The organism is Roseateles sp. P2_H4 (assembly GCF_056403315.1).
Genome location: NZ_JBFUFR010000013.1, coordinates 19,343 through 41,559 on the forward strand (window position 1 = coordinate 19,343; position 22,217 = coordinate 41,559).

General features: G+C 68.2%; 15 protein-coding genes. 7 read left to right on the top strand and 8 right to left on the bottom strand.

Annotated features, from left to right (window positions below; all coding sequences use genetic code 11):
• Positions 1-4 precede the first annotated feature (4 nt).
• The 4 genes from AC1DW3_RS11635 to AC1DW3_RS11650 are packed head-to-tail and all read left to right on the top strand — an operon-like array spanning position 5 to position 5,242.
• A complete protein-coding gene (locus tag AC1DW3_RS11635; RefSeq protein ID WP_477931469.1) occupies positions 5-2,374 on the top strand; it encodes a glycoside hydrolase family 13 protein in 2,370 nt (789 codons plus the stop codon).
• Positions 2,371-3,249 carry an aldo/keto reductase gene (locus AC1DW3_RS11640; protein ID WP_477931470.1) on the top strand — a complete coding sequence of 293 codons (879 nt, stop codon included), beginning with the start codon at positions 2,371-2,373 and terminating at the stop codon, positions 3,247-3,249. The genes AC1DW3_RS11635 and AC1DW3_RS11640 overlap by 4 nt, the downstream gene beginning before the upstream one ends.
• Positions 3,231-4,307: a hypothetical protein gene (locus AC1DW3_RS11645; protein ID WP_477931471.1), complete on the top strand. Its 1,077-nt coding sequence runs from the start codon at positions 3,231-3,233 to the stop codon at positions 4,305-4,307. Before AC1DW3_RS11640 ends, AC1DW3_RS11645 begins: the two co-directional genes overlap by 19 nt.
• A gap of 47 nt (positions 4,308-4,354) precedes the next feature.
• Positions 4,355-5,242 carry a hypothetical protein gene (locus AC1DW3_RS11650; protein ID WP_477931472.1) on the top strand — a complete coding sequence of 296 codons (888 nt, stop codon included), beginning with the start codon at positions 4,355-4,357 and terminating at the stop codon, positions 5,240-5,242.
• Here the strand turns inward: AC1DW3_RS11650 and AC1DW3_RS11655 are convergent.
• The 8 genes from AC1DW3_RS11655 to glk form a co-directional block, all read right to left on the bottom strand.
• The gene (locus tag AC1DW3_RS11655; protein ID WP_477931473.1) at positions 5,239-6,078 is read right to left on the bottom strand and encodes a PA4780 family RIO1-like protein kinase; all 840 of its coding nucleotides are present in this window, start codon (positions 6,076-6,078) and stop codon (positions 5,239-5,241) included. The two genes, AC1DW3_RS11650 and AC1DW3_RS11655, sit on opposite strands and share 4 nt — an antisense overlap.
• Complete coding sequence (locus AC1DW3_RS11660) at positions 6,044-6,451, bottom strand: Rid family hydrolase (protein WP_477931474.1); 408 nt, start codon at positions 6,449-6,451, stop codon at positions 6,044-6,046. The genes AC1DW3_RS11655 and AC1DW3_RS11660 overlap by 35 nt, the downstream gene beginning before the upstream one ends.
• The gene (locus tag AC1DW3_RS11665; protein ID WP_477931475.1) at positions 6,444-7,190 is read right to left on the bottom strand and encodes a sugar nucleotide-binding protein; all 747 of its coding nucleotides are present in this window, start codon (positions 7,188-7,190) and stop codon (positions 6,444-6,446) included. The genes AC1DW3_RS11660 and AC1DW3_RS11665 overlap by 8 nt, the downstream gene beginning before the upstream one ends.
• The gene (locus AC1DW3_RS11670; RefSeq protein WP_477931476.1) at positions 7,187-8,680 is read right to left on the bottom strand and encodes a glycoside hydrolase family 32 protein; all 1,494 of its coding nucleotides are present in this window, start codon (positions 8,678-8,680) and stop codon (positions 7,187-7,189) included. The genes AC1DW3_RS11665 and AC1DW3_RS11670 overlap by 4 nt, the downstream gene beginning before the upstream one ends.
• Complete coding sequence (locus AC1DW3_RS11675) at positions 8,677-9,981, bottom strand: alpha-amylase family glycosyl hydrolase (RefSeq protein WP_477931477.1); 1,305 nt, start codon at positions 9,979-9,981, stop codon at positions 8,677-8,679. The genes AC1DW3_RS11670 and AC1DW3_RS11675 overlap by 4 nt, the downstream gene beginning before the upstream one ends.
• A gap of 19 nt (positions 9,982-10,000) precedes the next feature.
• A complete protein-coding gene (locus tag AC1DW3_RS11680; RefSeq protein WP_477931478.1) occupies positions 10,001-11,521 on the bottom strand; it encodes a tryptophan halogenase family protein in 1,521 nt (506 codons plus the stop codon).
• 110 nt (positions 11,522-11,631) lie between these two features.
• Positions 11,632-14,502: a TonB-dependent receptor gene (locus tag AC1DW3_RS11685; protein WP_477931479.1), complete on the bottom strand. Its 2,871-nt coding sequence runs from the start codon at positions 14,500-14,502 to the stop codon at positions 11,632-11,634.
• A 464-nt stretch (positions 14,503-14,966) separates the two neighbouring features.
• Positions 14,967-15,959: a glucokinase gene (glk, locus tag AC1DW3_RS11690; protein ID WP_477931480.1), complete on the bottom strand. Its 993-nt coding sequence runs from the start codon at positions 15,957-15,959 to the stop codon at positions 14,967-14,969.
• Between the two features lie 348 nt (positions 15,960-16,307).
• On the opposite strand from glk, the gene AC1DW3_RS11695 reads away from it, so the two are divergent.
• From AC1DW3_RS11695 to AC1DW3_RS11705, 3 genes are all read left to right on the top strand, one after another.
• The gene (locus tag AC1DW3_RS11695) at positions 16,308-18,230 is read left to right on the top strand and encodes a glucokinase (RefSeq protein ID WP_477931481.1); all 1,923 of its coding nucleotides are present in this window, start codon (positions 16,308-16,310) and stop codon (positions 18,228-18,230) included.
• A gap of 180 nt (positions 18,231-18,410) precedes the next feature.
• Positions 18,411-19,565 carry an efflux RND transporter periplasmic adaptor subunit gene (locus AC1DW3_RS11700; RefSeq protein WP_477931482.1) on the top strand — a complete coding sequence of 385 codons (1,155 nt, stop codon included), beginning with the start codon at positions 18,411-18,413 and terminating at the stop codon, positions 19,563-19,565.
• Between the two features lie 630 nt (positions 19,566-20,195).
• Complete coding sequence (locus tag AC1DW3_RS11705; RefSeq protein ID WP_477931483.1) at positions 20,196-22,211, top strand: ATP-binding cassette domain-containing protein; 2,016 nt, start codon at positions 20,196-20,198, stop codon at positions 22,209-22,211.
• Positions 22,212-22,217 lie beyond the last annotated feature (6 nt).

Genomic DNA, 22,217 nt, shown 5'->3' on the forward strand with positions numbered 1-22,217 from the left:
TCATATGTTGAAGTCATTCGCGCTGTGCGCAGCGCTGCTTTCGTTCGTCCCCGCTTCCTACGCAGCCTGCACCAAGCCCCCGCTCGGTGAAGCCACGCTCTATCTGCGCGGCGGCCTGAACAACTGGGCCGCCCAGGACGAGCAGGCTTTCCAGTACCACTGCGACGCCTACTACCTGAACCTCAAGGCCAAGGGCGCGCAGGAGTTCAAGCTCGCCGACGAGGACTGGACGCCCGCGCTGACCATCGGAGGCGACGCCAAGGGCCAGCCCGCGCGAGGTGCTGCCGGCAACATCAAACGCGAGCTCAGCGGCGAGCACACCCTGCGCCTGAGCTTCGCCGCCGATGGCCGCCCGACACTGGACGTCGGCCCCAAGCGCTTCAAGCCCACGCCGCCCAAACCCCTGACCGACAAGGCCGCGCTGACGACCCACTTCGATTCGCGCAACGCCGAGTTCAAGTCGCCCTTCGGCGCCCAGCCGGCGGGCACCGAAGTGAAGTTCAGCATCGGCAACGACGTGCCCGGTCTGAAGCAGGCCACCCTCGTGATCGAGCGCCGGCAGATGAGCGGCAACCAGGAGCAGCTCAGCTACGAGCCGCTGGCCCRCATCCCCATGACGCCACAATCGCACGGCCTGGGTACCGGCTTCATGGCCAGCTACCGCTTCGGCGCGACCGGCGTCTACGGCTACTGGTTCGAGATCGAGACCGCCCAGGGCAAATACGCGCTGCAGAACAACAAGGACGCCATCTACTGGACCCGTGAGAAAGGGTCGATGGGCGGGGCCTCGGTCGAGCGCCTGCCGTCCAACCTGAACCGCGTGCGCCGCTACCGCCAGACGGTCTATGCGCCCGGCTTCCAGGTGCCAGCCTGGGCCCAGGACGTCGTCTACTACTACGTCTTCCCCGAGCGCTTCCGCAACGGCGACAAGGCCAACGACCCGCGCCCCGGCGGCGGCCGGCCGCAGGACCGCTACCAGGACCGCGACGTCGAGCGCCACGCCCAGTGGAACGAGAGGCCCTTCAAGCCGAACACCGGCGACGGCTCCGACGCCCTCTACAACAACGACTTCTTCGGCGGCGACCTGGCCGGCATCACGACCAAGCTCGACTACATCAAGAGCCTGGGCGCCAACGCCATCTACCTGACGCCGGTTTTCCGCGCGCCCAGCAACCACAAATACGACGCGGCCGACTACAAGCAGATCGACCCGGCCTTCGGCACGAACGACGACTTCACGCGCCTGTGCGCCGAAGCCGCCAAGCGCGGCATCCGCGTCATCCCCGACACCTCGCTGAACCATGTCGGCGCGGACTCGCCCTACTTCAACCGCTACGGCAATTTCCCGGCCGGCGGTGCCTTCGACAACGGCAAGCCCAACCCCGCCTCACCCTACTACGGCTGGTTCAAGTTCAAGCCGGAAGAGACCGATCCGAACAAGCAATACCAGGGCTGGGTCGGCGTCAGCGACCTGCCCGAGATCGACAAGAACAACCCGTCCTTCCGCGCCTATGCCTATCGCGACAAGGACTCGGTCACCAACCTCTGGCTGGACCGCGGCGCGGCCGGCTGGCGCATGGACGTGGCGCCCTGGGTGCCCGACGACTTCTGGCGCGAATGGCGCCAGGCCGTGAAAGCCAAGAAGCCCGATGCGCTGACGGTGGCCGAGACCTGGTTCGATTCGAGCAAGTACTTCCTCGGCGACATGTTCGACAGCACGATGAACTACATCTTCCGCAATGCCGTGCTGGACTACGCCGCGGGCAAAAGCGGCAAGCTGATGGCCGCCAATCTGGAGCTGATGCGCGAGGCCTATCCGCCCCAGGCCTTCTCGGCGCTGATGAACCTGCTGTCGACGCATGACCAGCCGCGCGCCTTGCACCACTTCGGCGAGGACCGCGATCTGGCCCTGGCCAAGCAGCGCCTGCGCCTGGCCGTCTTCTTCCAGATGACCTACCCCGGTTCGCCCACCATCTACTACGGCGACGAGGTGGGCCTGGGCGGTGGCGACGACCCCTACAACCGCGCGCCCTACCCCTGGGCCGACGAAGGCGGCAAGCCCGACGAGTCCCTGCTGGCCGACTTCAAGCGCCTGACGAAACTGCGCCACGAGCTGCCTGTGCTGCGCCACGGTCGCTTGAGCGAACCGCTGCATGTGGACGACCACGTCGTCGTGCTGGCCCGCCAGGACGGCAAGAGCTGGGCCGTCACGGCGACCAACAACAGCCCCCAGGCCCGGACCGTCAAGGTGGGCCTGCCCTTCCCGGCCGACAAGCTGAGCGACGCCCTCGGCGGCGACGCCGTGACCGTCAAGGAAGGCTGGATCCAACTCACCGTGCCGCCCCTGTTCGGCCGCGTCCTCATCACCCCATGATCCTGAATCCCCTCGGCCACAGCGGCCTGCGCGTCTCGGCCCTCGGCTTCGGTGCCATGCACATCAACGACGAGCGCACGTCCGAAGCCGAAGCCGGCACCCTGCTCAACCATGTGCTCGACCAGGGCATCAACCTCATCGACACCGCCCGCGGCTATGGCCTCAGCGAAGAGCGCATCGGTCGCCACATCGCCCACCGCCGCACGGACTTCGTGCTGTCCACCAAGGTCGGCTATGGCGTCGAAGGCGTGCCGGACTGGACCTATGACTGCATCGCGCAGGGCGTCGAGCGCGCGCTGAAGCTCATGAAGACCGACTGGCTGGACATCGTCCATCTGCACTCCTGCCCGCTGCCCGTGCTGCAGCAGGGCGAGGTCTCCCGTGCGCTGAACGACTGCCGCGCCGCCGGCAAGCTGCGCGTTGCCGCCTACTCGGGCGACAACGCCGAGATCGACTTCGCGATCGACAGCGGCGCCTTCGGCAGCCTGCAGACCTCCGTCAGCCTCTGCGACCAGGCCCATCTGAAGACCCGCGCCGCGCGGGCCGACCATGCCGGCATCGGCGTCATCGCCAAGCGCCCGCTGGCCGGTGCCGTCTGGCGCCATGCCGAGCGGCCTGGCGACTTCGCCGAAGGCCAGTACTGGGATCGCTTCAAGGCCATGGGCCTTACCGGTGCCGAGGACTGGGCGGACGTGGCGCTGCGCTTCGCCGCCTTCCACACGGGAGCAGCCAGCGCCATCGTCGGCACGGCCAAGCCGGCCAATCTGCGCCGCAACCTCGACGCCATCGCCCGCGGCCCGCTGCCGGCCGAACTCGTCGTCAGCATCCGCGCCGGCTTCGACCGCCACGCCGACGCATGGCCGGGCCTGATCTGACGCTGGACGCCCGGCGCCAGCAGGCCAACCTGGCCTTCATCGCCAGCGGCGCTGAATTCGCCTTTGGCGATGCGGCCGCCCTGCCCTTGCCCGTGGCCGAGTTGAAAGCGCTGACTGCAGCCAGCCCGGGCGTCGAAGCCGTCCACAACGGTGGCCTGACCGCCGAGGTCATCTGCCTGCACCACGCGGGCCGCCGCTGGGCCGTCAAGCGCGCCCGCGCCGAATGCCGGGTGCGCAACCCCGACGGCCAGACCTCCTTCCTCAACGAGCTGCAACGCCACGCCGAGCTGGCGCCGCTGGCCCTGCCCGGCGTCATCGCACCCATCTACGGTTCGCTGTGTGCCGGCCTGGTCGTGTCGCCCTGGATCAGCGGCCGCCACCCCGGCGTGCTGGACGAGCGCCAGGCTCGCGCCCTGCTCGAAACCGGCTGCGCCTTGATCGAACACGGCTTCTTCGAATGGGACTACAGCGCCGGCAATCTGCTGGACGATGGCGAACGCCTCTGGCTCTACGACTTCGGCTACTGCTACCGCTTCGACCCGCTGACGCAGTACAACAGCGCCGGCCATGGCCTGGAAGCTCCCCAGCACCATCTGGCCGAGCGCATCGAAGGCCGCCACCTCTTCGGCGCCCTGCTGGATGCCGGCAGCGATGACGCAGCCCTGCCGCACTTCCTCGCCTTCAAGCGGCTGGCTGCGCAGGCCTATGACGATCTCGCCGACCGCCTCGCGGCGCGCGGCGCCACCGAGCGCGTGCTGCATCACTACCGCGGCCTGGCCGCCCGCTGGCGACATGCACTCGCCCATGCGCCGGCTCAGCTCTATCTGGCCGATGCCTGGCAGGCCCACGGCAGCGACCTCGACGATGACCTGCGCGGCCGTTCCTGCACGCCGCGCACGCTCCGGCGTGCCCGATGGCTGCAACAGGCACTGCGCGAGCATGGCCGCACCCTGCGCGACTGCGGCGCGCTCGCAGCCGAGGACGCTGCGCTGGACGACGACACCCTGCTGGCCCGCTTGCGCGAGCGCGAACTCGAGGCCGAGCGCCACCAGCTCTGAGCCAGGGATAACCCGACGTTTCACCGGCTGCTTCATGATGCGGGCCGATGCGCGCTTTCCCCACGCCGACCCGGCGCCGTGCCCTGCTGAGCCTGCCCCTGCTGCTGGCGGCGCGGCCGCTGCTGGCCCAACCGGGCGAGACTGTGCGCCTGCCGCGCCACATCACCATGCCCGACCCGCAGCTGGTCTATGTGCGCCGCATCGTCGAGTTAGCCCTGAACCGTGGCGGCAACCGCCCCCTCATCCAGCCGGTCGACCTCGACATGACGCAGGGCCGCACCCTCGTCGAGCTGGCCGCCGGCCACGCCCCCATCGACCTGATGTGGACGATGACCGATACGCAGCGCGAGTCCAGTGGCCTGCTGCCGGTGCGCGTCCCCATCGACCGCGGCCTGCTGGGCTGGCGGCTGTTGCTGGTGAGGCGCAGCGAGCTGGCGCAGTGGCAGCGCGTGCGCACGCTGAAGGACCTCGGCGAGCGCCTCGCCGGCCAGGGCCATGACTGGCCCGATACGGCCATCCTGCGCGCCAACGGCCTGCAGGTCGGCACCAGCAGCGGCTACGACGCCCTCTTCCGCATGCTGGCCGCCGGCCGCATCGACTACTTCCCGCGCTCCATCCTCGAGATCGACGCCGAGATGGCGGGCGGCCGCTACCCCGAGCTCGCCATCGCGCCCGGGTTGATGCTGCACTACCCGGCGGCGGCCTATCTCTTCGTCAGCCCCAGCCGCCCCGACCTGGCGGCCGAACTGAAGGCCGGGCTGGAGGCGGCCGTGGCCGACGGCAGCTTCCAGCGTCTGCACCGCGAGTTCTATGGCGCCGTGCTCAAGGCCCATCCGATCTCGCCCGACCGCGTGCTGCGCCTGAGCAACCCGCTGCTGCCGCCCGAAACGCCGATCCAGCGCAAGGAGTTGTGGATACAACCCGGAGAGGCCTAGCTCATGCGCAGCAGGCGATCCGCCTCTTCGCGCTGCGCGTCCTCGATCTCGCGCAGCACGGCCGACAGGTCCACCTCGCCGGGCTTGTGTTCATAGCGCCCCGTCAGCGGCATGTCGGGCACCAGCCGACCGGCGGCATAAAGGGCCCAGATCTCGGGGCCGTACTGCGTGGCCAGCAGGGCTGGCGCGTGCTGGCCGAAGAAGTTGCGCAGGTTGTTCACGTCGCGGATCAGCATGCGCGGCGCGTGGTTGTTGCCGGCCGCATCCACGGCCTGCGGCAGGTCGATGATGACCGGCCCGTCGGCGGCCAGCAGCACATTGAATTCGGACAGGTCGCCATGGATGACGCCGGCGCAGAGCATGCGCACCACCTCGTCGATCAGCGTCGCATGGTGCTGCCGCGCCTCGGCTTCGGTGAAGCTCAGATCGTTCAGCCGCGGCGCGGCGTCGCCGTCCCCGTCGGCCACCAGTTCCATCAGCAGCACGCCGTCGTGGAAGTTGCCCGGCTGCGGCACGCGCACGCCGGCCGCGGCCAGGCGGTAGAGGGCATCCACTTCGGCGCTCTGCCAGGCGGCTTCCTGCTGCTGGCGGCCATAAGCGGTGCGCTTGCTCATGGCGCGCGCCTGGCGGCTGTTGCGGACCTTGCGGTTCTCGGTGTAGTCGACGGCCTGGCGGAAGCCGCGCTTGTTGGCTTCCTTGTAGACCTTGGCGGCGCAGGTGTCGTCGCCGCAGCGCACGACATAGACGTCGGCTTCCTTGCCGCTCTTCAACTGCCGCACGACGCTGTCGATCAGGCCTTCATCAATCAGTGCCTGCAGGCGGACGGGTGCTTTCATCGCCCCATTGTCGATGCCCCGCCGAAACCGGCGCCGCGACGGCGACCRGTTCGACCTGCAGCCCCGGCGCCAGGCCCGACTGGAAACAGGCCCGCTGCGGCCAATGCGCGGGATCGGGCCCTATCCAGGCCTGCCATTGCCGGTCGAAGGCGTCGCGGTTGGCGATGTCGGTCAGGATGACCTGCAGCGACAGCAGATGCGTGCGCGCCGAGCCGGCTTGCTGCAGATGCGCTTCGAGCATCTGCAGGCTCTGGCTGACCTGGACGTCGAAGCCGGCCGTGAAGTCGGTCGCGTTGGCCACCGTCCAGACCAGGCCGCCATAGGCGACGGTCCGGCTGCGCCCCCTGCCATTGATGGGCCAGCGCTCAATCACGGGTCAATCCAGGCAAGCGCGCCGACAGCGGCGGCAGGCGGCTGGTGYCACCGACCAGGCGCTGGTCGTGGCGGTAGTCCTCGTTCGCCTCGACGCGCCAGTCGCGCCCGAACCGGCTCGCGAGGGCGCGCGCCACCTGGTCGAAACGCCAGGCCTCCTCCGCGTTGCTGTCCAGGTGATGCACGCCGGGCAAGGGCCGCTCGATCAAGGTCAGCAGCGCCGCCGCCGTGTCGGCCATGAAGGAACAGGCCGGCGTCCAGGCATGGCTCGCCGCCACGCGGCCATCGCGCTGTTGCCATTCGTCCAGCGTCGCCAGCATGTTGTTGCCGGGCCGTGTCTCATCAATCTGCCAGCCGATGCGGGCGATGACGGGCCGCTCGTTGGCCAGCAGCACGGCGTCTTCGCATTCGGCCTTGTAGCGGCCGTAGTCGTCCTTGGCATTGCGGGCGTCGGCCACGTCATGAGGGCCGTCGGGCAGGTGGTCGAAGACCATGACGGAGCTCGTGAACAGGAAGTTCGGGCAGCGCGATGCGAGCCAGCCGGCGAAGCGCGCCGAGGCCATGCCCAAATGGGCCACGGCGTCCACGGCCTGCGCCGACAGCCAGGCGGCGGACAGCTTCTCGTCGTCGGGATTCACCGCGGCGCGGTCCCAGCCGATGACCTCGTGCCCCGCCGCGCGCGCGGCCTCGGCCAGGCGGGGTGCCAGCGTGCCGTTCAGGCCGGTGATGAGGATCTTCATGCGTTCAATTTCCAGCAAGTGAGTACGGAGCGCGCCCAGGCGCCGCCCAGCGCCAGCACCGCGACGTCGCCGCTTGTGTTGGCCGGGTAGACGACTTCCGTCAGCGCGACCAGGCCATCGCCCGAGAAGACTTCAACCGAGCAGCGATCGACCAGAACGCGCAGCACCAGCGGCCCGCGCGCACCCGCCCAGGCCTGCTCGCGCCGGCCGGCCCAGTGTTCGGCATCGACCACGGTGCCGCTGCGGCTGCGGTCTATCCAGATCACGCCACGGCGGTGATCGATGCCGATCTCGGTGCATTCACCGCCCGCGCCACAACGGACGCTCAGCGTCGAAGCCTCGGCCTCGCCGGGGTCCATCTCCCACAGCAGTTCGCAACTCGCACCCGCCTCGGCAACGAGGCCGGCACCGACGAGGTGGCGCGCCTGGCCGCGCAAGCTGTCGGTCGCCACCGGCGCCTGGCCCAGGCGCCAACCCGCCGGCGTCTGCACCAGGGACAGCTCGCGCGGCAGGCTCATCGCGCCGCGCCAGGGCGAAGTGGGCGTGTGCCTGGCATAGGCATGCTGGTTCATCCAGGCCAGCCAGACGGGTGCGCGGCCGGCGGGCAGACCGGCGAAGGACAGCGCCGCATAGAAGTCGCTGCCATGGTCGGCCCAGAAGGCCTCGGTCTCGGCCGTGAAGCTCTCACCGTCGAAGCGCCCGACCCAGCACTGCGCGCCGCTGCCGGCCGGGTGGCCCTCGAAGGTGTCGACCTTGAGCAGCCACAGGGACGTGGCGCCCCCAGGCGCATTGCCATGCAATGCGCCGCCGCCCGAGGGGGTGGGCGAAGCTAGGGAGCGGCCCGTCGCTTCGCCCTGCGCGGCAAAGTGGATGAGGTCGGGGCATTCCCAGATCGCACTGGTGCAGCCGGTCGGGCCGAAATGGCTGAGCAGCGTCCACTCGCGCAGGTTGGCGCTGGCGTAGAAGGCGACGCAGCGCTCCTCGGGCAGCACGACGGCCATGGTCCAGCGTCCGCTCGGTTCATGCCAGAACACCTTGGGGTCGCGAAACTCGCGCAGGCCCAGGTCCAGTACCGGGTTGCCGGCGTACTTCGTCCACGTCAGGCCGCGGTCCAGGCTGTAGGCGATCTCCTGGGCCTGGCCGCCCGTGTTCGAGACTTCAGCGCGGCGCAGGCAGCCGGTGTAGCAGGCCACCCAGGCCCCGACGCCAAACCCGGCCGTGTTGCCGTGATCGATGACGATGGAGCCCGAGAAGATGGAGGCGCGCTCGTCCTCGGGAATGGCCAGCGGCAGCTCGGTCCAGTTCAGCAGGTCGCGGCTGGTGGCGTGGCCCCAGCTCATATGACCCCATTCGTCGCCGAAGGGGTTGTGCTGGAAGAACAGGTGGTAGAGCCCCGTGGTCGCGTCGAAGACGAGGCCGTTGGGATCGTTGATCCAGTTCTTCTGCGCGGCGAAGTGGTAGCCGGGCCGATAGCCGAGCGGGTCGTTCACGACAGCTGCCATCCCCACGGCCGCAGCTTGTGGCCTTGCCAGAGCTGTTCGGTGTTGGACAGATTGACGGCCACGCGCACCAGGTCCTGGTCGAGGCGGCGCTCGAAGGCGACGATGTCGGGCGGGCTCTCCACCAGCTTGACCGGCGCGCCGTACTGGCCGGCCGCCAGCGCCGGGTGCTGGTGCTTGAGCGCGGCGAGGCTGGCGTAGAACTCGCTCAGCTCGTAGATCTTCCAGTCGATGGCATCCTTCTCGAAGAACTCCAGCTTCTTCGTGAGTCGCGACTCCTGGCCGTTGTAGATCAGCGGCATGCCGGGCAGCGTGAAGCTCAGCACCGCCAGCGCCGGGTAGGCGTCGCCGTAGAGATCGGCGTCGGTGCCGTGCCAGGAGTTGAAGTCGTGGTTGCTCGTGAAGCGCATGCGGTAGGCATGCTGCGGGTAGCCATTTGCCGGGCTCTGCTGCTTGGCCAGCCACTCGCGCAACAGTGGCGCACCCGCCTCTCCCTTGCCGATCTTCTTGAACACCTGGTCGGCCAGGTCCCAGGAATAGGTCATGTCGAAGGCGCCGCTGGTGTGCAGGTCGACGGCATCGGACTCGGCCAGCATGAACATCGGCTTGATGGCGTCCAGCTCCTTGCGGGCGCGCACCCAGAACTCGGTCGGCACCAGGCTGGCCACGTCGCAGCGAAAGCCGTCGAGGCCGGTCTCGCGCACCCAGAACTTCATCGCGTCGATCATCGCGGTGCGCAGGCCCGCGCTCTTGTAGTTCAGCGCGACGACGTCGTCCCAATGCTCCTCGCCCGGCTGGCCTTCGTTGAAGGTGACGGGATAGATCTCGCCCTTGGCGTTGAGCTTGTACCAATCCTTGTGCGCCGTGGCCCAGCCATGGTCCCAGGCGGTGTGGTTGGCGACCCAGTCGAGGATGACCTTGAAGCCCAGCTGATGCGCCGCGCTCACCAGCGCCTTGGCGTCGGCCAGCGTGCCGAACTCCGGATTCACGGCCGTGTAGTCGCTGATCGAGTAATAGCTGCCCAGCGTGCCCTTGCGGTTGAGCTTGCCGATGGGTTGGATGGGCATCAGCCACAGGATGTCCACGCCCAGTCTTTTCAGCCGCTGCAGGTCCGACTGCACCGCCTTGAACGTGCCCTCGGGCGAGAACTGGCGCACATTGATCTGGTAGATGACGGCCTGGCGGGACCAGGGCAGATGGGGCATGTCTTTGGCAGGGGCGGCGGTGGGGGCGCTCATGGCGGGCAGGGCGAGGGAGGCGGCTGCGGTCAGCACGGTGCGGCGATCAGGCATGGGGGTCTCTTTCGGGAGTTCACATCGGCTTGGCCGCGCAGTTCTGGGCGATATAAGCCGCATGGTCGGGCATGACGGCCACGCATTTGGCGATGACGTCGCGCACGCTTTCCAGGTATTCGTGCGTCTCCGCGTCGCTTTGCAGGGCGGCCAGCGGGTGATGGTTCCGCGGCAGCAGGTTCTGCCCTTCCATGACCTGCAACCAGCCGACCTCGGTGAAGAGCTCGTTGTCGGTGCGCACGACGCGGCCATGGCTGCGGAAGAGGTCCATCTTCTGCTTCAAGGTCTGCGGCACGTCCATGTGGGCGCAGGCCTTCCAGAACTCGGCGTCGTCACGCTGGTTCAGGTGGTAGTGCAGGATGATGAAGTCGCGGATGCGCTCGTAGTGGAAGCGGCTGCTGCGGTTGAACTCGGCGATGTCGGTGGCGCTGAAGCCGCGATCCGGGAAGAAGTCGATCAGCTGCTGGACGGCGGACTGGATCAGGTGGATGGAGGTCGACTCCAGCGGCTCCAGGAAACCGCTGGACAGGCCGATGGCCACGACGTTCTGGTTCCAGGCCAGCTTGCGCATGCCGGTCTTGAAGCGGATGGGGCGCGGGTCGGCCAGGGGCTTGCCGTCCAGGTTGGCCAGCAGCGTGGCGGCCGCCTCGTCGTCGCTGATGTAGCTGCTGCAATAGACATGGCCGTTGCCGATGCGGTTCTGCAGCGGGATGCGCCACTGCCAGCCGGCGCCATGCGCCGTCGCGCGCGTGTAGGGCGTCAGCACCGGCGCCGATTCGCAGGGCACGGCCAGCGCGCGGTCGCAGGGCAGCCAGTGGGTCCAGTCCTCGAAGCCGGTCTGCAGCGTCTGCTCGATCAGCAGGCCGCGGAAGCCCGAGCAGTCGATGAAGAGGTCGCCCTCGATGCGCTCGCCGCTTTCGAGCACGACGGCATCGACATGACCGGCATGCGCGCCCTCGCTGCGCCGCGTGGCGTGGGTGATCTTGCCTTCGGTGCGCTGCACGCCGCGGCTTTCGCTGATGCGGCGCAGGTAGCGTGCATAGAGGCTTGCATCGAAGTGGTAGGCATAGGTGATGTCCGCCAGCGGTGAGTTGCCGATGTCGGTGCGCGCCGGCATGAACTTGTTGGCCTGGCTGGCCATGCGCGTGATGGAGTAGCGCTCCAGCGCCTGCGCCTTGCCCTGGGCCCGCATGCGGTGCCAGTACTGGTCGAAGGGCACGGTCCAGAGGTCCTGGCCGAGACGGCCGAAGCCGTGCATGTAGCGGTCGCCCAGCTTGCCCCAGTTCACGAACTCGATGCCGAGCTTGAAGCTGCCCTGCGTCTCGCGCACGAACTCGTTCTCGTCGATGCCGACGACGCGGTTGAAGCGCTGGATCATCGGGATGGTCGCTTCGCCGACGCCGACGATGCCGATCTCGTCGGACTCGACGACACGGATGCGGTAGCGGCCGCGCAGCACGGTGGACAGGGCCGCGGCGGCCATCCAGCCGGCGGTGCCGCCGCCAACGATGACGACGTCTTGGATCAGGGGTTCGGACATGCTGGGCTGTATCTGAAATGAAAGAGGCCCCGCCGGCGCGGACGCTGCGGGGCCTTGGTTCTAACCCATCTCCCAGGGTTCGGCGAAGGAGGCCGAACCCGGGGCCGGCATCAGAACTTGTAGTTCACGCCGAAGAGGTAGGTCTTGCCGTACTTGATGGTTTCGGTGATCTCGTTGGGCGACGACGAATAACGCTGGAACTTCGAGTTCGTCATGTTGTTGCCCTGAGCCAGCAGCGACAGGCCCTTCAGCCAGCCATAGTCGAACTCGTAGGAGATCTGCAGGTCGACGATGGACTCGCCCTTGATGAAGGTGAGCTGACGGTTGTCCTGGAAGTCGCTGACCTCGCCGAGGAAGTCCGAACGCTTGCGTTGGGCGACCGCGATCTGGAAACCATGGGCCTCGTAGTAGAAGCGCAGGTTGGTCACCTTCTTGGACAGGCCCGGCAGCGGGATGCTGATCGGCGTCACGCTCTCGGTCGAGAAGCCCGAGGTCGGCAGTTGCACCGAGCTGCTGGTGCTCGAGTGGTTCACCTGGATACCGAAGCCGTCCAGCCAGGAGCTGACCATCGACAGCGGCACGTTCAACGCCAGTTCGATGCCCTTGATGTTGCCGCCGTTGCCGTTGATCGGCTGGTCCAGCAGGCCGACCGTCGAACCTGCATTCGGGCCGGTCGTGGGCAGCGGCGTCGTCGGGCCGACATAGGGCTTGAAGTCGAACACCGTCGGCACGCGCAGGATGTAGGTATCCAGCTTCTTGTAGAAGCCCGCGGCGCTGAAGTAGCCCTTCTTGCCGAAGTACTTCTCGTAGGAGACGTCCAGGGCCGTTGCCTTGAAGGGCTTCAGGTCGGGATTGCCGCCGCTGCCGGTCAGCACCTGGGTGCCGGAGTTGTTCAGGCTGAAGCCCAGGCTGGCGCGCATGTCGCCCATGTTGGGGCGCGACAGCACCTTGGCCGCGGCCAGGCGCACGACCTGGTCATTGCCAAGATCGAAGCCCACGTTCAGGCTGGGCAGCACGTCGGTGTAGCTCGTGCCGCGGCCGACGGTGGCGCCCGGGCAGGTGGCGGCCGTGTTGCCGGTGCAGCTGGCGCGGTCGACGTTGAAGCCGGTGGATTGCTGGTCGGCGTTGACGACCTGCAGGCCGACGTTGCCGCGGTAGTTCAGGCCGAACAGCTCGCCATCCAGGTCACCCTTGACGTAGCCCGTGGTCACTTTCTCGCGCACCGTCCAGTCCTTGTTCAGGATGTCGGCGTCGATCTTCTGGCCCAGCTCATAGATGCTGCCCAGCGAACCCTTGGGGTCCCAGGACACCACGCTCAGGCCGGTGGTGCCGGCCAGCGAGGTGGCCGATCCGGGCACGTCTGCCACGCCGTAGGGGTTGCCGCCCTTGATGACCAGACGGCCTTCCTGGGTCGTGCGGGTCTTGTCGCGCTTGGTGTAGTTGACGCCAACCTCGGCGGCCGCGAGCGGGCCCCAGCCCAGCTCGGTCTTGGCCGCGAAGCGCAGGGCATTGACCTTGTCCTCCACGTGCGGCAAGGCCACGTAGCCGGCCTGCGGCGAGGCTGCGCCACCGCTCCAGCCGTCGACGTCGGTCAACTTGGCCACGGCGCGGTCGCCATAGTTCAGGCTGGTCGAGTACTTCACGTCGGTGAAGTTGCCGCCGTCGAAACCGGTCCAGCTGATGGAGCCCAGGTTGGGGTTGTTCAGCGGGCCAGGCTGGCCGGCCGTGGTCTCGTAGCGCGAGCTGTCGCGAGTCACCTTGGACTGGGCCACGTCGGCCACCAGCGTCCAGTCGGCAACGCGGAGCTTGTTGTTCCAGCCCCAGGACGTCAGCTTGTCGTCGCCGCCCTCGACGTGGTTGCGCACCACGCCCTTGTAGTTGGACAGCGTGCCGGCCGTCACGAAGCCGTTGCCCAGCGTGTAGTTGGTGATCCGGCCTGCCGGGTCGTAGGCGCCGTTCTCGTCGCCGCCGATGGCGCCTTCCAGGCCGGTCTTCTTCAGGCCGAAGGTGCCCTTGGAGCGGAAGAAGTCCAGCGTGGATTCGAAGTTCTTGTTCGGCTTGAACTGGAAGGTGGCCATGGCGCCATCGCGCTCGGCCGTGCTGCTCTCGGTGTCTGCCGTGAAGCCGCCCTGCACCTTGTACTTGGTGGTGCCGCAAACCACGCCGGTCTGCTTGGCGCAGGCATCGGCGCGCATCAGCGGCGAGCCCGTGCCGTTGGTCGTGACCCAGTCATCGACGTTCCAGCCACCCCAGGAGTTGAACTTCTGCTGGTCCGCGCCCTCTTCCTTGAAGCGCACGAAGCCCAGTGCCACGCCGACGGTGCGGTCAAAGAACTGGTCCACGTAGGACAGCGAAGCGCGGTCGCCCGTGCCCTCGCCGGCGCCCGATGCCACGCCCGTGCGCTGCTTGCGGTAGTTCACGGCGACGACGCGCTTGCCGAAGTCCAGCGGGCGTGCGGTGCGCAGGTCGATGGTGGAGGCCAGACCCTGGCCGACCAGTTGAGCGTCAGGCGTCTTGTAGATGACCACCGAGCCCAGCAGCTCGGCCGGGTAGAGGTCGAACTCGACGCCACGGCTGTCGCCGCTGGACGCCTGCTCGCGGCCGTTCAGCAGCGCGCCGTTGAAGTCGGGCGACATGCCGCGCACGCTGACGTTGCTGGCCTTGCCGGTGGACTTGTTGCGCTGCGAGGTCACACCGGGCAGGCGCGACACCGATTCCGCAACGCTCGCATCCGGCAGCTTGCCGATGTCTTCGGCCGAGATGGCTTCGACGATGGAGTCGTTGTTCTTCTTGACGGAAATCGCGTCCTCGATGCCCTTGCGAATGCCGGTGACGACCACCGTCTCCAGCGATTGCGGGGCGGCGGGCTGCTGTGCCATCGCGCCGGTGGCGGCGATCAGCAGGGTGCAGCCGATGGCGACCGGATTGATGCGGAAGGACGCCGCGGTGCCCGACCCGCGCTTGTCTTGGCTCATGGTCATGAATGTCTCCTCTAGTTCATTGGAAAACGGTTGGCCCGAACGGCGCTGCCGGGGTGAGCGGCCTGCGTCTCGTGGGCGAGAACCCAACGTCTCGACCGTGTTTGTATCAAAACTAGATTTTTTTCCGCACCTGCGTAAACCCTAGACGTTGCGCAGAAGCGACCTGATTTCGACCCAAATCCACGGGTAAACCAGCATGGAATTGATACTTCTGGCCAACCTCCCTGTTTGGCAACCTCATCAGAAGTCAAAACTTGTAGCGCAACTACACCATCAACTTAGGGGTTAACAACAGGGTCGGGCAGCGTGACGAAATGCGCACGACAGCCCCAGCGAAGCCTCCAGGCCGCCCACTGGTATGCATGGCGAGAGCGGGCCAGGCGCAGGCGCACCGGCCGCGAATGCGGCCGGCGTGGCGTCGGGACGGGAGGAGAAAGCCGGCGCGCGGACCCGCGCGCGGCGGATCAGGCGTCGGCCTGCTCGAGCGCCAGCGAGGCGCCGGAGAGGGCTGCCAGCGTGTCGGTGATGAGGGCCGTGGGGATGCCCGCCAGGAAGGACTGGAAGCGGCCCTTGGCCTCGAAACGGCTGCGGAATTCCGACTGGAAGAAACGCTCGCCCAGGCGCGGCACGATGCCGCCACCGATGAAGACGCCACCGCGCGAACCCAGCGTCAGCGCGACGCTGCCGGCAAAGCCACCGAGCATGGCGCAGAACACATCCAGCGTGCGCGAGCAGGCCGGCGACTCGCCCGACAGGCCGCGGGCCACGATCTGCTCGGTCGGCAAGGCGCTGACGTCCTCGCCTTGCCCCAGCGCGGCGGCGACACAGCGGCACAGCACCGGCAGGCCGATGCCCGACAGGAAGCGCTCGGCCGACACATGCGGGAACTCGCGGCGCGCGTGGCTCAGCACGGCGCTCTCGAAATCGTCGGCCGGCGCCAGCGTGGCATGGCCGCCCTCGCCCGGCAGCGCCAGCCAGCGGCCCGGCGCCCGCACGACACCACCCACACCCAGGCCGGTGCCCGGGCCGATGACGGCCATGACGGTGCCGACGGCCACATCACCCGTCGCCGGCGGCGGCGCGCCCCAGGCGCGGAGCTGGTCAGACCGCAAGCGCRGCAGCGACAGGGCCTGGGCCTCGAAGTCATTCAGGCAGAGCAGCGTCTTCAGGCCCAGCTCGGCCTGCGTGCCAGCGCGCGAGAAGCTCCAGGCGCCGTTGGTCAGCTCGATGTGGTCGCCATCCAGCGCCGTCGCCAGCGCGAAGGCCGCGCTCTGCGGCTTGGCCTGGCCGGCGGGCTGGCCTTCCAGATAGGCACGCACCGCCGCGGCCGGGCCGGCATGGCCCGCCACCGACAGCACCCGCACGTCTTCCACCGGCGCACCCGGGCCGGCCACCGTGCCGAAACGGGCGTTGGTGCCGCCCACATCGGCCACCAGCCAGGGGTAGGCGGCGCTCATGCGAGAACTCCCGAAACAAGGAAGGGCGAAAGTCTGCGGATATTCAGGAGTCGGGCAATGGCAAACACAGGGCTCAAAAAGATGAAATGACGGTCGCGGCGGACGGTAGCAAAACTACATACAAACGACAATACAAGCTCACCCCAGGTTTCGATTTACGGCGACGAAAACGCTTTCAAATATCGACAACCCGCACCTCGCCCTGGGGAAACTCGATTGCCGAGGGGCTGTAGTGAAGCTACAACCAGTTTTGGAGCAGGCCCGCCCTACCCTGGGGCGTGCCTGTCGTGAGGGCCTTTGGGCCTGCTGAATAATCGCCCGTCCCCTTTTCCAGGTCAGCCAGCGCCCATGCCCCGTTTCGACAGCCCCCGCCTGCTTGCCGATATTGGCGGCACCTATGCCCGCTTCGCACTGGAGATCGGCCCGGGCGAATTCACGCAGATGGCTTCATTGCGCTGCGCCGACCACGCCGATTTCCACGCCGCCGTGCGCGCCTACCTGGCCGGCCTGAGCTGGCAGGACGGTGGCCCGCAGCAGATTGCCCACGCAGCCATCGCCATCGCCAACCCGGTCGAGGGCGACCGGGTGCGCATGACCAACTACCACTGGCAGTTCTCCATCGACGAGATGCGCCAGCGCCTCAGCCTGGACACCCTCGTCGTCGTCAACGACTTCACCGCGCTGGCCATGGCCCTGCCCCGGCTGGCGGAGGTCGATGTGCACCAGGTCGGCGGCGGCCAGGCGAGGCGGCCCAGCGTCATCGGCCTGTTGGGCGCCGGCACCGGCCTGGGCGTGTCCGGGCTGATCCCGGCCGGTGAAGGCTGGATCGCGCTGGGCACCGAGGGCGGCCACGTCAACTTCGGCCCTCGCGACGAACGCGAGATGGACATCCTGAAATTCGCCTGGAAGACGCTGGACCCCATCGCAGGTCATGTCTCCTACGAGCGCCTGATCTCCGGCCCCGGCCTGGAGCTGATCTACAAGGCCCTGGCCGACCGCAATGGCGTCGCCAACGCGGAAGCCCTGCTCGCCCCCGCCATCACCCAGCGCGCGCTGGAAGACGGCGACGCCCTCTGCCTGGAGACGCTGGAGGTCTTCTGCGGCCTGCTCGGCACGGCGGCGGCCAACCTGGCTGTCACGCTCGGTTCGCTCGGCGGCATCTATATCGGCGGTGGCATCGTGCCGCGCCTGGGCGAGTATTTCGACCGCAGCCCCTTCCGCGAGCGTTTCGAGGACAAGGGGCGCTTTCGCGACTACGTGTCGGCCATCCCGACCTTCGTCATCACCGCCGAGCACGCCACCTTCAAGGGCGCCTCGGCCATCCTCGAGAACCAGCTGCGCAATCTGCAGGCCTCGCCCGGCTCGGCCATCCTGGGCCAGATCCGCCGCGCCCGCAGCGAGCTTTCGCCCGCCGAACTGCGCGTGGCCGACCTGGTGCTGGCCCAGCCGCGCTCGGTGCTGAACGACCCCATCGCCGAGATCGCCCGCGCCGCCGGCGTCAGCCAACCGACCGTCATCCGCTTCTGCCGCTCGCTCGGCTGCGAGGGCCTGTCGGACTTCAAGCTGCGCCTGGCCTCGGGCCTGACCGGCACGGTGCCCGTCACCCACACCCAGGTCAACACCAACGACTCCATGCTGGAGCTGGGCGCCAAGGTGCTGGGCAACACCGCCAGCGCCATCCTGCAGGTGCGCAGCCACCTGAACCGCGACACCATCGACCGCGCCATCGACATGCTGCTGGGCGCCGGCCGCATCGAGTTCTTCGCGCTGGGCCATTACGGCGTCGTGGCGCTGGACGCGCAGTTCAAGTTCCTGCGTTTCGGCATGCCCTGCGGCGCCTACACCGACCCGCGCCTGCAACTGCTCGCGGCCGACGTGCTGCGCGAGGGCGACGTGGCCGTCGTCATCAGCAGCGGCGGCCGCCTGCCGGAACTGCTCTCGGTCGTCGAGAAGGCGCAGGAGCGTGGCGCCAAGGTGGTGGCCATCACGGCCAGCCAGAGCCCGCTGGCCAAGAAGGCCGATGCGACGCTGATCGTCGACCACATCGAGGACATCGCCACCCACCTGCCCATGGTCAGCCGCATCCTGCACCTGCTGGTCATCGACATCCTCGCCGTGGGCGTGGCCATGCGCCGCAACCCGGAGAGCATCGCCGCACTGACGGCGGGTGGCGAGGACGACGACGCCAAGCCCGGCCGCGGCGCCAGCACGGCCGCACCCGGCGTCAGCATGGCTTCGCCGCTGGCGCGACTGACGTCGCACAGCCGTTGATGAAGGGCATTGAAGGGCGCAAGTCCTGACCCCACATGACTTTTGCCAAACCGCCCTTCACTCACGACGATGACTGAAGTGGAGCCTTTGGGCTCCGTTCGACTGCTACGCTAGCCGACCCATCACGCCGACGCCGGCCAGAAGGGGCGAAAGAAAAGACCCCGAAGTCCTGGGAGGGACATGAAGAAAGCTTCGTTTCTGAAACGCTGGCGCGTGCGCCTGATCGTCATCGCCGTGCTCGCCGCCGGTGGCGCGGCCTGGTGGTTCACGCGCACGCCGCCTGCACCGCCCCCGCCACCCAGCGGCGTCGTCGCCCTCGCTGACGTCACGCAGAGCGTGCAGGCCGCCGGTGTGCTGCAGGCCAAGACCAAGGTCGACGTCGGCGCCCAGGTCAGCGGCCAGGTCCAGACCATCCACATCGAGCTGGGCCAGCAGGTCAAGAAGGGCGACCTCCTCGTCAGCCTCGACCCCGAGCTGGCGCGCAGTGACGTGGCGCAGGCCGAAGCCGCCGTGGTCCAGGCCAGCGCCTCCATCGACAGCCGCCGCGTCGACGCCGACGCCGCCCGCCGCGAGCTCAAGCGCCAGCAGCGCCTGCTGGCAGGCCAGGCCACGTCGGGCAACGAGGCCGAGAAGGCCGAGTTTGAACTCGCCAAGATCGAAGCCGACCTGCGCGGCCAGGCCGCCAACCTGACGCGCCTGCAGGCCGAACTGGACAAGCGCAAGGTCAACCTCTCCTACACCCGCATCACGGCGCCCATGACCGGCACCGTCGTCAACCTGCCGGTGCAGGTGGGCCAGACGCTGATCTCCGTGCAGATCACGCCCGTCATCCTGACGCTGGCCGATCTCGACACCATCACCGTGCGCACCAAGGTGCCCGAGGCCGACATCCAGGCCATCAAGGTGGGCCAGACGGCGCGCTTCTCGACGCTGTCGGGCGAAGGCAAGCGCTACGAAGGCAAGATCCGCGTCATCCAGCCCGTGCCCGAGCGCGCCGGCAATGCCGTCTTCTACAACGTGCTCTTCGAGGTCGACAACCGCGACCGCTCGCTGTTCAGCGACATGACGGTGCAGGTCGACATCGAGACCGGCTCGGTCAAGCAGGTGTTGGCCATGCCGGTCGTCGCGCTGGGCGAGCGCGGCAAGGACGGTCGCTTCACGGTGACGGTGCTGGACGCTGCCAACAAGCAGACGCCGCGCCAGGTCAGGGTCGGCCTGCAGGACGGCGCCAAGGTGCAGGTGCTGGAAGGCCTGAAGGCCGGTGAGAAGGTGCTGCTGGCGCCGCCGAGTGCGGCGGATGCCGCCGCATCCGCCAGCAGCGCAGCAAGCAACTGACATGGGCATCGTTGCTTCGGCTGACGGCGGCTTGACGCCCAGGCCCAGCCGGGATTTCGTCCCGGCGGCCGACTCACTTTCTTGTGCGAACAAGAAAGTAAGCAAAGAAATCACCCCTGCAAAACCGGCCCTTCGGGCTGCCCTGCGATGCTCGGAACCCGGGGCCGCGCCCAACTCACTTCGCTACGCTCCGTTCAGACAAAGGGGCGCGAAGTCAGAGCTTGAGGCTCGCTACGCTCGCGCCCCGGGCTCCTGCGCTTCTCGGCGGTTTAGAAGGGGAGCCCCCAAACAGCCGAACAGCCAACAGCCAAACCCGAAAGCCGGCTGGTGCCGGCTGTTCACTCACCCCCCCTTTGAGCACGCCGAGGAACGCAGGGCCTTGAGGCCGCGAGCGCAGCGAGCTTCAAGAACTGACTCCGCGCAACTGTTTGACCAGAGCGTAGCGGCGGGAGTTTTGCGCGGGGCCTCGAGGCCTGAGTACCGCAGGGCAGCCCGCTGCGAAGCTAAGGGCCGGGCGGATCGGGGGCGACTTTTTGCCTTCTTTTTGGTCGCTCAGAAAGAAGGTCGCCCGCCGGGGCGACGTCCCGGCATGGGCCTCACCATAAACACCACCGCAGCGGAGGCAATCCCATGCCTCTGATCCAACTCAAAGACGTCGCCCGCCACTACCAGCTCGGCGAAATCGACGTGCCTGCGCTGGACGGCGTCAGCCTCGACATCGAGGCCGGCGAATTCGTCGCCATCATGGGCCAGTCGGGCTCGGGCAAGAGCACGCTGATGAATGTGCTCGGCTGCCTGGACAACCCCACCAGCGGCAGCTTCGTCATCGACGGCAGGGACGCCAGCACCCTCGGCCCCGACCAGCTCGCCGCGTTGCGCCGCGAGCGCTTCGGCTTCATCTTCCAGCGCTACCACCTGCTGCCCCACCTGGACGCGCGCGCCAACGCCGCCCTGCCCGCCGTGTACGCGGGCGTCGGCACCGGCGCGCGTGGCGAGCGTGCCCGCGCGCTGCTGGAGCGCCTGGGCCTGGGCGAGCGCCTGCACCACCGGCCCAACGAACTGTCGGGCGGCCAGCAGCAGCGCGTCTCCATCGCCCGCGCGCTGATGAATGGCGGCCAGATCATCCTGGCCGACGAGCCTACCGGCGCGCTGGACTCGGCCTCCGGCGCAGAGATGCTGCGCCTGCTGGAAGAGCTGAACCAGCGCGGCCACACCATCATCCTGGTCACCCACGATGCCGCCGTCGCCGCCCATGCGCGCCGCGTCATCGAGCTGAAGGACGGCAAGGTCGTCGCCGACAACGGCACACCGGCCGGCCATGTCGCGCCCACCGAACTGCCCAGCGACGCGCCGCCGGTCAAGGAGGGTGGAAGACTGCGCCGCCTGCAGGTGCAATGGCGCGAAGCCGTCGCCACGGCGCTGCTGGCCCTCAAGGGCAACCGCCTGCGCACGGCCCTGTCCATGCTCGGCATCAGCATCGGCATCGCCTCCGTCGTCAGCATCGTGGCGCTGACCACGGCCGCGAGAGCGTCCATCGAGACCGACCTCAGCAGCCTGATCTCCGGCCGCATCCCGGTCTGGCGCGGCAACCCCAGCCTGCCGCCAGGCGCCGTGCCCCAGCCCTTCCGGCCGCACGAGATCGACTCGCTGCGCGCCCTCACCGGCGTCAAGAGCATCACGCTGAATCGCCAGATCCAGCTCACTGCCCGCCACCAGTCGCGCGACGCGATGCTGGAGGCCATCGGCGGCGACCCGTCCACGCTGAAGGCGCGCAAGCTCAAGATCGTGCAGGGCCGCTACCTCAGCACGATCGACTACGAGACGCGCAGCCAGGTCGTCGTGCTGGACGAGAAATCGCGCGACGCGTTGTTCAAGAAGGGCGAGTCGCCGCTGGGCCAGCTCGTCTTCATCAACCCGGGCATGGCGCCCGACGCGGCCCAGCAGGCCCTGCCCGGCGCACCACCACCGCCCACGGCCGCCCTGCCCTTCACCGTCGTCGGCGTCGTGGCACCCGAAGGTGGCGCCTTCAGCTTCGGCAGCTGGCTGGGCCAGCTCTACCTGCCCCACACCACCTTCTCGCGCAAGCTGGACGCCCGCCCCGACGTCGACAACTTCGACGTGCTGCTGGACCTGACCGTGCCGCCCCAGCAGGTGCGCGAGCAGATCATCCACCGCTTGAAGGCCCTGCACGGCCGCGAGGACTTCGGCACCTGGAACGGCGAAGAAGAGTTCCGCAAGTTCCAGAGCGTGACGAGCGCGATGGCGGCCTTGTTCGCCGGCGTCGCGGCCATCTCGCTGCTGGTGGGCGGCGTGGGCGTCATGAACATCATGCTGGTGTCGGTGTCCGAGCGCACCCGCGAGATCGGCATCCGCATGGCCGTGGGCGCGCGCCAGGGCGATGTGCGGCTGCAATTCCTCATCGAAGCCATCGTGCTGTGCATCCTGGGCGGCCTGGTGGGCGTGTTCCTGAGCTGGCTGGCGGCGCAGGCCGTCAACGCGGCCCAGCAGCATCTGCATGTCGTCATCAGCTGGGCGGCCCTGGGCGTGGCCTTTGCCGTGTCCAGCGGCGTGGGCCTGGTGTTCGGCACGTTGCCGGCCCGGCGTGCGGCAGCCCTGAGCCCCGTGGACGCGCTGGCCCGAGAGTGAGCAAGA

Coding starts and splice junctions, on each gene's coding strand:
- AC1DW3_RS11640 (WP_477931470.1), top strand. CDS start 2,371: ATGATCCTGAATCCCCTCGGCCACAGCGGCCTGCGCGTCTCGGCCCTC.
- AC1DW3_RS11645 (WP_477931471.1), top strand. CDS start 3,231: ATGGCCGGGCCTGATCTGACGCTGGACGCCCGGCGCCAGCAGGCCAAC.
- AC1DW3_RS11650 (WP_477931472.1), top strand. CDS start 4,355: ATGCGCGCTTTCCCCACGCCGACCCGGCGCCGTGCCCTGCTGAGCCTG.
- AC1DW3_RS11655 (WP_477931473.1), bottom strand. CDS start 6,078: ATGAAAGCACCCGTCCGCCTGCAGGCACTGATTGATGAAGGCCTGATC.
- AC1DW3_RS11675 (WP_477931477.1), bottom strand. CDS start 9,981: ATGCCTGATCGCCGCACCGTGCTGACCGCAGCCGCCTCCCTCGCCCTG.
- AC1DW3_RS11680 (WP_477931478.1), bottom strand. CDS start 11,521: ATGTCCGAACCCCTGATCCAAGACGTCGTCATCGTTGGCGGCGGCACC.
- AC1DW3_RS11685 (WP_477931479.1), bottom strand. CDS start 14,502: ATGACCATGAGCCAAGACAAGCGCGGGTCGGGCACCGCGGCGTCCTTC.
- AC1DW3_RS11695 (WP_477931481.1), top strand. CDS start 16,308: ATGCCCCGTTTCGACAGCCCCCGCCTGCTTGCCGATATTGGCGGCACC.
- AC1DW3_RS11700 (WP_477931482.1), top strand. CDS start 18,411: ATGAAGAAAGCTTCGTTTCTGAAACGCTGGCGCGTGCGCCTGATCGTC.
- AC1DW3_RS11705 (WP_477931483.1), top strand. CDS start 20,196: ATGCCTCTGATCCAACTCAAAGACGTCGCCCGCCACTACCAGCTCGGC.